The 12,583-nt window shown below is 64.8% G+C and carries 10 protein-coding genes, 2 rRNA genes and 1 other RNA gene; 5 read left to right on the top strand and 8 right to left on the bottom strand.

From position 1 onward, the window contains the following. Nucleotide 1: 1 nt before the first annotated feature. Nucleotides 2-577 (bottom strand): glutathione peroxidase, encoded by a 576-nt coding sequence (locus OTERR_RS03310; RefSeq protein WP_149424854.1) that lies wholly within the window; start codon nt 575-577, stop codon nt 2-4. A gap of 597 nt (nt 578-1,174) precedes the next feature. Between OTERR_RS03310 and OTERR_RS03305 the strand changes: the two genes are divergently transcribed. The 5 genes from OTERR_RS03305 to OTERR_RS03285 all read left to right on the top strand — a co-directional run bounded on the left by OTERR_RS03305 (nt 1,175) and on the right by OTERR_RS03285 (nt 5,075). After that, complete coding sequence (locus OTERR_RS03305; protein ID WP_246154305.1) at nt 1,175-2,107, top strand: MerR family transcriptional regulator; 933 nt, start codon at nt 1,175-1,177, stop codon at nt 2,105-2,107. Between the two features lie 18 nt (nt 2,108-2,125). Next, nucleotides 2,126-2,299, top strand: a complete 174-nt coding sequence (locus OTERR_RS03300; RefSeq protein WP_082397094.1) for a DUF2256 domain-containing protein — start codon at nt 2,126-2,128, stop codon at nt 2,297-2,299. Next, entirely contained in the window at nt 2,292-3,878 is a 1,587-nt protein-coding gene (locus OTERR_RS03295; protein ID WP_149424852.1) for a cryptochrome/photolyase family protein, read from the top strand. Before OTERR_RS03300 ends, OTERR_RS03295 begins: the two co-directional genes overlap by 8 nt. Before the next feature lie 91 nt (nt 3,879-3,969). After that, entirely contained in the window at nt 3,970-4,734 is a 765-nt protein-coding gene (locus tag OTERR_RS03290; RefSeq protein WP_223115990.1) for an AzlC family ABC transporter permease, read from the top strand. Then, a complete protein-coding gene (locus OTERR_RS03285; protein ID WP_149424851.1) occupies nt 4,731-5,075 on the top strand; it encodes an AzlD domain-containing protein in 345 nt (114 codons plus the stop codon). The genes OTERR_RS03290 and OTERR_RS03285 overlap by 4 nt, the downstream gene beginning before the upstream one ends. Before the next feature lie 230 nt (nt 5,076-5,305). On the opposite strand, the gene msrA is transcribed toward OTERR_RS03285, so the two are convergent. From msrA to OTERR_RS03250, 7 genes are all read right to left on the bottom strand, one after another. Next, complete coding sequence (gene msrA, locus OTERR_RS03280) at nt 5,306-5,881, bottom strand: peptide-methionine (S)-S-oxide reductase MsrA (RefSeq protein WP_149424850.1); 576 nt, start codon at nt 5,879-5,881, stop codon at nt 5,306-5,308. Nucleotides 5,882-5,936: 55 nt separating this feature from the next. Next, entirely contained in the window at nt 5,937-6,536 is a 600-nt protein-coding gene (gene recR / locus OTERR_RS03275) for a recombination mediator RecR (protein WP_149424849.1), read from the bottom strand. 95 nt (nt 6,537-6,631) lie between these two features. After that, a complete protein-coding gene (locus OTERR_RS03270; protein WP_054621652.1) occupies nt 6,632-6,955 on the bottom strand; it encodes a YbaB/EbfC family nucleoid-associated protein in 324 nt (107 codons plus the stop codon). Nucleotides 6,956-7,004: 49 nt separating this feature from the next. After that, nucleotides 7,005-8,720, bottom strand: a complete 1,716-nt coding sequence (gene dnaX, locus OTERR_RS03265) for a DNA polymerase III subunit gamma/tau (RefSeq protein WP_149424848.1) — start codon at nt 8,718-8,720, stop codon at nt 7,005-7,007. A 107-nt stretch (nt 8,721-8,827) separates the two neighbouring features. After that, an RNA gene (ffs, locus tag OTERR_RS03260) (signal recognition particle sRNA small type) lies at nt 8,828-8,926 on the bottom strand. 552 nt (nt 8,927-9,478) lie between these two features. Beyond that, nucleotides 9,479-9,591, bottom strand: a 5S ribosomal RNA gene (rrf, locus tag OTERR_RS03255). Between the two features lie 99 nt (nt 9,592-9,690). Further along, a 23S ribosomal RNA gene (locus OTERR_RS03250) occupies nt 9,691-12,577 on the bottom strand. Nucleotides 12,578-12,583 lie beyond the last annotated feature (6 nt).

Genomic DNA, 12,583 nt, shown 5'->3' with positions numbered 1-12,583 from the left:
CTCAGCGGGCCGCGGCGATGAATTCGGCGATGCGCGCCTGCAAGGCGGGGTCGTCGGGGGCCACCCGGCTGTCGAAGGACAGCACCTGCTGGCCGCTGCGGTCGATCAGATACTTGTGGAAGTTCCACTGGGGCGTCTTGCCGGTGCGCTGGGCCAGGTCGCGGTAAAAGGGGTTGGCCCGGGCTCCGGCGACGCTGGTCTTGCTGAACATGGGGAACTTGACGTCGTAGGTGAGGCGGCAGAAATCGGCGATCTCCTTGTCGGAGCCCGGCTCCTGCTGGCCGAAGTCGTTGGAGGGGAAGCCCACCACCACCAAGCCCTTGTCCTTGAGCTTGGCGTAGAGCTTTTCCAGGCCGTCGTACTGGGAGGTGAAGCCGCAGTAGCTGGCGGTATTGACCACCAGCAGCACCTTGCCGCGGTACTCGCACAGGCTGCGCGGCTTGCCGTCCTGCAGGCCGGGAAAGGTCTGGTGCAGCAGCGCCGGACAATCGCCGGGGACGCCGGCGCCGGGTGCCGCGGCGGCATCGGCCAGCGGCAGCACCAGGGCAGCCAGGGGAAGAAGAAAGCGTTTGATCATGGCAAATCTCCGCGGCCGGGCTGGCTCAGCCGCCGGCCTTTTGCGCTGTCGGGGCGGGTTTGACGAGGACGAATGGCCGACCGGCCCGCAGATCGCCTCGCCCCGCGGGGGTCCAGGCCGCTGCCGCCAGGCCATGCAGGCGCAGCAGCACAGCGGCGGACGGGAAGGGAACAGGGAGCAGCGCGGCCGACGGTGGCGAAGTAGTCCCCGGCAAACCCCGCGCCCCACTATTGTCCAAGACAGCCTGTTCGGCTTCGGGTTCCTCCCGGCTAACGAGCGCCCCTGTGCCGTCAGCATTTGCCGGGGCTGTCGCCCGCGCCGGGTCCGCCACGCCGCCGGCGCGGGCGTGGGCCGCCATCTCGGCGCCATTGGCGCTCCCTAGCGACGCCAGCAGCACCCCGACCAGCCCGGCGCAACGCACCGCCCGGAGACGGGACGGACCGGCCGACGGAGCAGCCAAGGTGGTGTAAGCGTGCATCACGGTGCGCATGATTGTCCTAGACAAAATTGAATCTCGCCCCTAAGATAGGCTGACAAAAACCAAGAGTCAACCTTTTGACGCAATATTGTCTTGGACAAATAATGAACAGGCCATACATGACCATCGCCGCCGTCGAGCGGGAAACCGGCGTTTCCAAGGACACCCTGCGGGTGTGGGAACGACGTTATGGATTCCCCACGCCGGAGCGGGACAGCAACGGAGAACGCATCTATGCGCCGGAACAGGTGGACAAACTCCGCCTGGTCAAGCGCCTGATGGATCGGGGTTTTCGTCCCGGCCGGCTGATGACCATCCCCGACGGGGATCTGGCCGCCCTGGCCACTCCGGCGGAAGAGCCCGGGGGGAGCAGTCCCAGCAAGCGGGCCGGGGGCGCGGCCTCCCGTCCGGTGGCGCCGGACACGGGGGGGCTCTGCCGCCAGGTGCTGGAACTGGTGCGCCAGCACGACGTGCCGGCGCTGCGCCACGCCCTGCACCAGGCGATGATCCGCCAGGGGCTGGGGCGTTTTGTCCTGGATACGGTGGCGCCCCTCAACGACGCCGTGGGCAATGCCTGGATGAGCGGCGATTTCCAGGTCTTCGAAGAGCATCTGTACACCGAGCAGATGCAAGCCCTGCTGCGCCAGGCCATCGCCTCCCTGCCGCCGGCCAGCGGACGCCCCCGGGTGCTGCTGACCACGGTGCCGGACGAACACCACATCCTCGGCCTGCTGATGGTGGAGGCCCTGTTCGCCATGGAAGGGGTGAGCTGCGTCTCCCTCGGCACCCAGACCCCGCTCTACGACATTCGCCTGGCGGCCAATGCCCAGGCGGCCGATGTGGTGGCCCTGTCCTTCTCGTCCGCCTTTCCGCAGCGCCAGGTGGCGCCCCTGCTGGCGCAACTGCGCGAATTGCTGCCGCCCCAGGTCGCCATCTGGGCCGGCGGCGCGGGGGTGGAACGCCTCTCCCCCCTGCCCGGGGTACGCTGCTTCGGCCGCCTCGAAGAAGCGGTCCAGGCCCTGCGCGACTGGCGCGCCGGCGCGGCCTCCTGATCCGGCAGGAGAAGCGCCATGGCCCGTGGCTTGCCCGGCTTCAAACGGGCCTTGCCGACCAAGCCCTGCGCCGTCTGCGGCCGGCCGATGAGCTGGCGGCGCAAGTGGGCGCGTACCTGGGAGACGGTCAAGTATTGCAGCGACGCCTGCCGTCGCCGCAAATCGGCATCGGAGCCAGGGGCCGATGGCTGACCCCCGTCTTACCGGCGGCACCCTGCGCCTGATCCTGGGCGACCAGCTCCATCCCCACACCCCACACCGCCCCCATCCCCTGCTCGCCGACCTGGACCCGGCCCGGGATCGGGTCTGGATGGCCGAGGCGGACGGGGAAGCCCGCCACGTCTGGAGCCATAAGGCCCGCATCGCCCTCTTCCTGGCGGCCATGCGCCACTTCGCCGCCACGCTGCGCGAGGCCGGGGTGCCCCTGGACTACCACCGCCTCGGCCGCTACCCCACCCTTGAGGCCGCCTTGGCCGACACCCTGGCGCGCCAGGGTGGGGGCATCGCCCGGGTGACGGTGCTGGAACCGGGGGACCGGCGCGTGCTGTCGGGCCTGGCCGCTGCCTGCCGCCAGGCCGGCGTGGCCCTGGAGGTGCGCCCCGACCCCCACTTTTTCTGCACCGGCGACGATTTTGCCGCCTGGGCCGGCGACAAGCCCCAGCTGCGCATGGAGTTCTTCTACCGCTGGATGCGCCGCCGCCACGGGGTGCTGATGACTACCGCCGGCGCGCCGGCCGGGGACCGCTGGAACTTCGACGGCGACAACCGGGACGCCTTTCCCCCGGACGGTCCGGGCCCCCTGCCCCCGGTGCCCCGCTTCGCCCCGGACGGGACGACCCGGGACGTGCTCGACGAGGTGGCGGCCACCTTTGCCGACCACCCCGGGGGCCTTGAAGGCTTCGCCTGGCCGGTCACCCCGGCCCAAGCCCGGGTGCTGCTGGAGCGCTTCATCGCCGACCGGCTCCCCTACTTTGGCCGCTACCAGGACGCCATGTGGCAGGGGGAACCGGTGCTCTGGCACTCGCTGCTGGCGGCCGCCCTCAACCTCAAGCTGCTCGACCCGCGCGAGGTGGTGGACGCCGCCGAAACCACTTGGCGGGAGGGGCGCGTCCCCCTGGCGGCGGCCGAGGGGTTCATCCGCCAGATCCTCGGCTGGCGCGAATTCGTGCGCGGGATGTACATGCGCGAAAGCCGCCGGCGCGGCGACGCGGGGTTTGCCCACAGCAATCATCTGGGGGCCGAGCGCCCGCTACCGGCCTGGTTCTGGACCGGGCAGGCCCAGGCCAACTGCCTGGCCCAGACGATCCGCCAAACCCTGGCGCTGGGGTACGCCCACCATATCCAGCGCCTGATGGTGACGGGCAATTTCGCCCTCCTGGCCGGGCTTTCGCCCCGGGCCGTGGCGGACTGGTACCTGGCGGCGTACGTGGACGCGGTGGCCTGGGTCGAGGAACCCAACACCCTGGGCATGGCCCTCTTCGCCCTCGGCCCGGTCATGACCAGCAAGCCCTACTGCGCTTCCGGCGCCTACCTCAAGCGCATGTCCAACTACTGCGCCGGCTGCCGCTACCGCCCCGACCAGGCCCACGGCCCCCGGGCCTGCCCGTTCACCGCCCTGTACTGGCACTTTCTCGACCGCAACGAGGACCGGCTCGGCGGCAACCCGCGCCTGGCCCTGGCCTACCGGAACCTGGCGCGGCGCAGCCCGGAAGAACGGGCGGCCCTGCGCGCGGCGGGAGAGGCCATGCTGGCCCGACTGGACGATCTCTAAGGCAGCGGACGGACACGTTTTCGCGCCGTCGCCCGCCCGCGCCGGGCAACGCGGGTTTGCCCCTACAATGGCCCCTTTGCCCGCGCCAGCCGTGTCCGCCTTGCCCGCCCTTTCTTTCGACCGTCCCGCCTTCGTCGCCGGCATGGGGGCCTTGTCGCCCACCCTGGTCGGGCTGGTGCCCTTCGCCCTGATCGCCGGGGTGGCCGGCACCGGCGTGGGCCTCACGCCGTGGCAGACCATCGGCCTGTCGCTGCTGACCTTTTCCGGCATCGCCCAGCTGATGGTGTGTCAGCTGCTGGCCATCGCCAGCCCGGTGGCGGTGATCCTGCTCGCCACCCTGGTGGTGAGCCTGCGCTTTCTCATGTACAGCGCCGCCCTGGCGCCCCACCTGGGCCACCTGCCCCTGCGCTGGAAGCTGGGGTTGTCCTACCTGACCACCGACCAGGGCTTCGCCGCCAGCCTGCAGCACTTCACCGAGGGGCGCGGCGTGGGCACCGACGCCACGGGCCGGGCCTGGTACCACCTGGGCGGCGGCCTGATGCAATGGACCCTGTGGCAGGCCGGGGTGGCGCTGGGGGCCCTGCTCGGTGCCCAGGTGCCGGCCGCCTGGTCCCTGGACTTTGCCGTGCCCTTGTCCTTCCTGGCCATGCTGGTGCCGGCGGTGCGCAACCGGGGCACCCTGGTTGCAGCGGTGGCCGGCGGGGTGGTGGCGCTGACGGCCGCCGGCCTGCCCTTCCGCCTCGGGCTGATCGTCGCCTCCGTGGCCGGCATCGCCGCCGGGGGCCTGTGGTCGGCCCGGGAGGCGCGCCAGGCCCATGGGGCGCCTCCTGGGCAATCAACGGGAGGCCGGCCATGAGCGCCTGGACGCCCGCCCAGCTGTGGCTGGTCTTCGCCGCCGTGGCCCTGATCGCCCTGGCGACCCGGGCCATCTTCATCGTGCTGCACGGCCGGGCCAGTTTTCCCGGCTGGTTCCGCCGCGCCCTGGCCTTCGTGCCGGCGGCGGTGCTGGCGGCCATCGCCATTCCGGGCACCCTGACCGTGGCCGGCCAAGTCAGCCTGGCCGTCGACAATCCGCGCCTGTGGGCCGGCATCGCGGCCCTGCTGGTGGCCTGGCGCACCCGCAACGTCACCGCCACCATCGCCGGCGGCATGGTGGCGCTGTGGCTGATCCAGTGGGGTATGGGCCGGCTGGCGTAGGCCTAATCCAGGGCCGGGGCGCGAGAAGGCCACGCCCAGGTCCGCTTCCGCGGGGTCCGTCCCCGGGGCCCAGCGGGCGGGTCAGCCCCAAGCGCCCACGCCGGGCGATGTATTAAAAAAATTCATACATCGGCATGGGCAAAAACCAAAGGTCCGCGCCAGCATTGGAGTTTGGCAACGCGCCAATTCCGATACTTGAAGAAAATTAATAGATCGAGGGCGCCCCCGCGTCAGCGGGCCAGGAGGTGGGCGAAAGCCTGGCGCGCCTTGGCCACCTTGGGGGCGACGACGAAGGCGCAATAGGGCTGGTGGCCGTGAAGGCGGAAGTAGTCCCGGTGGTAGTCCTCCGCCGGCCAGAAGGGCTGGGCCGGAACGGGGGCGACGATCTCGGTGACCACCGGGCGCCCCCAGTGAGCCTCGGCCCGGGCCACGGCCGCCAGTGCGGCATCGTGCTGGGCCTCGCTCTGGCAGAAGATGACGGAGCGGTACTGGGTGCCCACGTCGTTACCCTGACGGTTGAGGGTGGTGGGGTCGTGGATGGCGAAGAAGACGTCGAGCAGGGTGGCGAACGGCAGGGCGGCCGGATCGAACACGATCTTCACCACTTCGGCATGGCCGGTGCCGTCACCACACACGGCCTCGTAGCTGGGGGCGGCCACGCTGCCGCCGCAGTAGCCGGAGGTCACGGCGCTGACTGCCGCCAACTCCTGGAATACCGCTTCGAGGCACCAGAAGCAGCCGCCGCCAAGGATGGCGGGTTCTTGCCGCGGTGCCGACGACGACGCTGCGGGGGACGGGGTATCCATGGGCGGGCCTTGCGAGAAGAAGGGGTAAGATCAGACCGGCGCGGGGAGCCGGAGTTTAACCTTCGATGCCCCGTCGCTCGCGCAGGGCCTGGGCCAGGGTGCCGGCATCCACGTACTCCAGTTCCCCGCCAACCGGGATCCCCCGGGCGATGCGGCTGACCTTGATGCCCCGGGCCTTGAGCAGTTCGGACAGGTAGTGGGCGGTGGCCTCGCCCTCGTTGGTGTAGTTGGTGGCCAGAATCACTTCCTGCACCACCCCGTCGTCCACCCGCTTGAGCAGCTTGTCCAGCCCGAGCTGGGTTGGCCCCTGACCATCGAGGGGCGAGATCCGGCCCATGAGCACGTAATACAGGCCGTTGAAGGCCTGAGTCTGCTCCATCATGTTCATGTCCACCGGCGTTTCCACCACGCACAGGGAGGTGGCGTCCCGCTTGGGCGACAGGCAGCGCTCGCACACCTCGGCCTCGGTGAAGGTGTTGCAGCGGGCGCAGGGACGCAGGGCAGTCAAGGCATTGAGCAGGGACTCACCCAGTTTCTGGGCACCTTTGCGGTCGCGCTGCAGCAGATGGTAGGCCATGCGCTGGGCCGATTTCGGGCCGACCCCGGGCAGGCATTTGAGGGCGTCGATGAGGGCGTCGAGGCTACCGGGATTCATGAGCGGAGTACCAAAGGTCAGTGAAAAGCACGACGGGCGGCGCCTTACCTCAAGGAAGCAGGCTCCGCCCGTCGGGCCGGCGATACGTGAACCGGTTAGAACGGCAGCTTCATGCCCGGCGGCAGGTTGAGGCCGGCGGTAAAACCGGCCATGCGCTCCTTGGTCACCTCTTCACCACGGCGCACGGCGTCGTTCACGGCGGCGGCGATCAGGTCCTCGAGCATCTCCTTGTCGTCCATCACCGACGGGTCGATGGTGACGCGCTTGACCGCGTGGCCACAGGTCATCTGCACCTTGACCATGCCGGCACCGGCCTGGCCTTCGACTTCGACCAGGGCGAGTTCGTCCTGGGCCTTCTTCATGTTTTCCTGCATTTGCTGGGCCTGCTTCATCAGGCCGGCGATGCCACCACGGAGCATGGGAGTCCTTTCTACGTCGATGATCGGTAAAAAAACGGTACGGCGAAAATCAGAGCGGCTTGATCGAGGCTTCGATCAAGGTGGCGTCGAAGGTGTCGATCACCTCGCGCACGAAGGGGTCGGCCTCGATTGCCGAGACGGCGTCGTCCTGGCGTTCCTGGCGCTCGCGCTTGGCCACGGCCGCCGGGGTTTCGCTCTCGGTATCGGCAAGTTCGATGCGCACTTGCACGGCACGCCCCAGGGCTTCGCCCAGGGCTTGCACCAGGCGATCCTGGGCAGGCTTGATCAGCAGGTGGCGGTGGGCCGGCGGCAGGCGCAAGGCAATGGTGCCGCCGTCACTACCGCGCAATTCGCAGTGATACGCCAGCTCCCGGGCCATGCCACTCAGCCGCGCCCGAGCGAGCAGATCGCCCCAGGGGGGCAGTCCATTGTCCGATGCGCTGGCCATTAGGGGCGCGGGCTCTTGTGCAGCAGAAGCAGGCGGTGGCGCCACCACAGCCGCGGCCTCGGGCACTGCCTGGGCGGGAGAGGCGGAGAAAGCCGGGGCCGCATCCCGCCCAGTCGCAGCAGGCGTGGCACTCACGGCAGGTGCGGCTACCCGAGGCGCAGCAGCGGCAGGAAGGGAAGGACGGCGGGCCGAGCCACCACCGGCGGCAGGAGCGGCACTACCGGCCGACGATCCCGCCGGGCGGAAGGCGTGCATGCGCAGCAGGGTCATCAGGAACCCGGCGTGGGCATCTGGCGCCAGCGGCAATTCCTCGCGCCCCTTCAGGGCGATCTGGTAGGCAAGCTGAACGAACTCGGGGGCCATGGCCGTGGCCGTGGCGGTCACGCGCTCCCGTTCCAGCAGGGTGTCGCCCAGGGCCCCGGGCGCCATCTGTTCAATCTGGATCTGGGTCAGCAGGGTCGCTAATTCAGCCAGGGCGCTGTCGAAGGACAGGCTGCGCCCAGCCATGGTATCGGCCACCGCCACGAGATCCGCCGGGGATTCGGCGATCAGGGCGTCCAACACGGTGAACAGGTGGTCCTGATCCACGGTGCCGAGCATGTCCCGCACCCCCGCTTCTTCAACCCGGCCGGCGCCATGGGCAATAGCTTGGTCGAGCAGGGACAAGGCATCGCGCATGCTGCCGTTGGCCGAGCGGGCAAGCAGCGCCAAGGCCGGCGGCTCAAACGCCACCGTCTCGGCCTCAAGGATGCGAGTCAGGTGCGAGACGATGTTGGGCGGCGACATCTGCTTCAGGTTGAACTGCAAGCAGCGCGACAGCACGGTGACCGGGATTTTTTGCGGGTCGGTGGTGGCCAAGATGAACTTGACGTGCTCCGGCGGCTCCTCCAGGGTCTTCAACATGGCGTTGAAGGCCGAGTTGGACAGCATGTGCACTTCGTCGATCACATAGACCTTGAAGCGGCCACGGGTCGGCGCGTACACCGCGTTTTCCAGCAGCTGCCGCATCTCATCCACCCGGGTGTTGGTGGCGGCATCCACCTCGAGCAGGTCCACAAAGCGCCCGGCATCGATTTCGCTGCACGCGGCGCACTGGCCGCAGGGGGTTGCCGTCACGCCGCTTTCGCAGTTCAGCGACTTGGCCAGAATGCGGGCGATCGTGGTTTTGCCCACGCCCCGCGTACCGGTGAACAGGTAGGCGTGGTGCAAGCGCCCCTCGGTCAGGGCATGCGTCAAGGCACGAACGACGTGCTCTTGCCCGACGAGGGTCTGAAAGCTTTTGGGGCGCCACTTGCGCGCCAGGACCTGGTAGCTCATGGACCGGATTCTAACAGAAGGGGAGTTTCGCCCGCCGCTTGCGGCCCCCGACGTGATCGGGTCCGGGCAGAAAAGACAGGCCGCAGAGTTGCGTCCTGAGAAATGAGGGTGGCGAGCCTAACCCCCGGCACTTGCAGTAAGCGGCTGTGGCTGCTTCCTTCCGGACCTGACCAGATTGACCACCCTGCAATGCGGGGAGACCCGCCACGCCGAACTATACCATGCAGAGCACCTCTTCTTGTATTTGCGCCATGGAATTTTGTTCCAGTACGATCAGATGAGCACCCTCCGCGGTACGTAATTTGATGCTGTTTGTGGGGTATCAAGGATAGAGGAGATCGTCAGCCGTGCTGACGCGTTGCAGCCCTTGTTACGCCCGCACAGGCGCACAGAGAGAGGGGGGGATTCTGACTTTGGGATTCTCGGTTTATCAGAGCGCGTCTGGAATCAGCGCGTTGAGCGTGCTTGATCAGACAGGGCCGCTGCTGTTCCGTGAGCCAGGGGGCCGCTCGCCCACTTGATCTGCGGTGTGGGGCAACTGGTTAGGGAGGAAGCCTTGGCGCGTGCTTCTGCCGGGAGTCGTAAGTCTTGAGTGCACGACGTTAGCCTGTGTTTATGCAAGCGTGTCCCCGGCGCAGGGGGTTCCCGACCGGGGTGCGGGACTAGGGAGAGGATTTCTCTCGTGGGGTCTGGGGATTGGGGGGGGATGAAAGTAAAAAACCCCTGTTAGCGGTTGCTAACAGGGGTTTTTATGGGGAGCCTGGCGGTGACCTACTTTCGCGAGCGGAAGCTCACTATCATTGGCGCGATCTCGTTTCACGGTCCTGTTCGGGATGGGAAGGGGTGGGTCCAAGATGCTATGGCCGCCAAGCGAAGCTTGGGGCGACTGTGGATGCAGTCGGCCGATATACGGGAGTAGGTTGGTTGTTGTGATTGCGTGCTGGTATGCCGCTGTGAATCTTAGGGTTATAGGATCAAGCCTCACGGGCAATTAGTACTGGTTAGCTTAACGCATTACTGCGCTTCCACACCCAGCCTATCAACGTCCTGGTCTTGAACGACCCTTGAGGGAGATCGAGTCTCCAGGGAAGTCTCATCTTGAGGCGAGTTTCCCGCTTAGATGCTTTCAGCGGTTATCTCTTCCATTCTTAGCTACCCGGCGATGCGACTGGCGTCACAACCGGTACACCAGAGGAATGTCCACTCCGGTCCTCTCGTACTAGGAGCAGGCCCTCTCAAACTTCCAGCGCCCACGGCAGATAGGGACCAAACTGTCTCACGACGTTTTAAACCCAGCTCACGTACCTCTTTAAATGGCGAACAGCCATACCCTTGGGACCGGCTACAGCCCCAGGATGAGATGAGCCGACATCGAGGTGCCAAACACCGCCGTCGATATGAACTCTTGGGCGGTATCAGCCTGTTATCCCCAGAGTACCTTTTATCCGTTGAGCGATGGCCCTTCCATACAGAACCACCGGATCACTATGACCTGCTTTCGCACCTGCTCGACTTGTGGGTCTCGCAGTCAAGCACGCTTTTGCCATTGCACTTTGCGAACGATTTCCGACCGTTCTAAGCGTACCTTCGTACTCCTCCGTTACCCTTTAGGAGGAGACCGCCCCAGTCAAACTGCCCACCATGCACTGTCCCCGACCCCGATTCAGGGGCCTAGGTTAGAACCGCAAACAAACCAGGGTGGTATTTCAAGGACGGCTCCACCAGAACTAGCGTCCTGGTTTCATAGCCTCCCACCTATCCTACACAGATCGGTTCACAGTCCAATGCAAAGCTACAGTAAAGGTTCATGGGGTCTTTCCGTCTAGCCGCGGGGAGATTGCATCTTCACAAACATTTCAATTTCGCTGAGTCTCAGCAGGAGACAGTGTGGCCATCGTTACGCCATTCGTGCAGGTCGGAACTTACCCGACAAGGAATTTCGCTACCTTAGGACCGTTATAGTTACGGCCGCCGTTTACCGGGGCTTCGATCAAGAGCTTGCACCCCATCACTTAACCTTCCGGCACCGGGCAGGCGTCACACCCTATACGTCCACTTTCGTGTTTGCAGAGTGCTGTGTTTTTATTAAACAGTCGCAGCCACCATTTCACTGCAACCTCTTACGGCTTCGCCCGCGAGGGACTACACCTTATTGAGGCGCACCTTCTCCCGAAGTTACGGTGCAAATTTGCCGAGTTCCTTCTGCTGAGTTCTCTCAAGCGCCTTAGAATTTTCATCCTGCCCACCTGTGTCGGTTTGCGGTACGGTCCCGCTGTAACTGAAGCTTAGAGGCTTTTCTTGGAAGCTGGGTATCAACCACTTCGTCTGCAAGCAGACTCGTCATCACGCCTCAGGATTGACCCTCCGGATTTGCCTAGAGGATCTCCCTACACGCTTAAACCACCTATTCCAACAGATGGCTGGCCTAACCTTCTCCGTCCCCCCATCGCATTACAGCGAGGTACAGGAATATTGACCTGTTTCCCATCGACTACGCTTTTCAGCCTCGCCTTAGGGGCCGACTCACCCTACGCCGATGAACGTTGCGTAGGAAACCTTGGGCTTTCGGCGAGCGGGCTTTTCACCCGCTTTATCGCTACTCATGTCAGCATTCGCACTTCTGATACCTCCAGCATCCCTTACGAGACACCTTCGCAGGCTTACAGAACGCTCCCCTACCATGTCACAAGGACATCCGCAGCTTCGGTTATATGCTTGAGCCCCGTTACATCTTCCGCGCAGGACGACTCGACCAGTGAGCTATTACGCTTTCTTTAAAGGATGGCTGCTTCTAAGCCAACCTCCTGGCTGTCTATGCCTTCCCACTTCGTTTCCCACTTAGCATATCATTTGGGACCTTAGCTGGCGGTCTGGGTTGTTTCCCTCTTGACACCGGACGTTAGCACCCGATGTCTGTCTCCCAAGCTGGCACTTCTCGGTATTCGGAGTTTGCTATCGCGGGGTAGATCGCAATGACCCCCCCAACGATTACAGTGCTCTACCCCCGAGAGTGATACTTGAGGCACTACCTAAATAGTTTTCGGGGAGAACCAGCTATTTCCAGGTTTGTTTAGCCTTTCACCCCTATCCACAGCTCATCCCCTAACTTTTCAACGTTAGTGGGTTCGGACCTCCAGTGCGTGTTACCGCACCTTCATCCTGGCCATGGATAGATCACCTGGTTTCGGGTCTACGCCCAGCAACTAAGACGCCCTATTCGGACTCGGTTTCCCTACGCCTCCCCTATTCGGTTAAGCTCGCTACTGAACGTAAGTCGCTGACCCATTATACAAAAGGTACGCAGTCACCCCACGAGGGGGCTCCCACTGTTTGTATGCATGCGGTTTCAGGATCTATTTCACTCCCCTCCCGGGGTTCTTTTCGCCTTTCCCTCACGGTACTGGTTCACTATCGGTCGATCACGAGTATTTAGCCTTGGAGGATGGTCCCCCCATCTTCAGACAGGATTTCACGTGTCCCGCCCTACTTGTCGCACGCTTAGTTCCACACCCAGGTTTTCGAATACGGGGCTATCACCCTCTGTGGCCGGACTTTCCATTCCGTTTTTCTAACGTAGATGCTATATCGTGCAGGCTGGTCCCATTTCGCTCGCCACTACTTTGGGAATCTCGGTTGATTTCTTTTCCTCCGGCTACTTAGATGTTTCAGTTCGCCGGGTTCGCTTCCACAGACCTATGTATTCAGTCTGGGATACTCCTTGCGGAGTGGGTTTCCCCATTCGGACATCTCCGGATCAAAGCTTCATTGCCAGCTCCCCGGAGCTTTTCGCAGGCTTGCACGTCCTTCATCGCCTGTGATCGCCAAGGCATCCACCACATGCACTTAGTCGCTTGATCCTATAA

This window comes from Oryzomicrobium terrae (assembly GCF_008274805.1).
Lineage (GTDB): Bacteria > Pseudomonadota > Gammaproteobacteria > Burkholderiales > Rhodocyclaceae > Oryzomicrobium > Oryzomicrobium terrae.
Note: the sequence above shows the minus strand (reverse complement) of the source record. Positions and strands in the feature narration are given on the sequence as shown.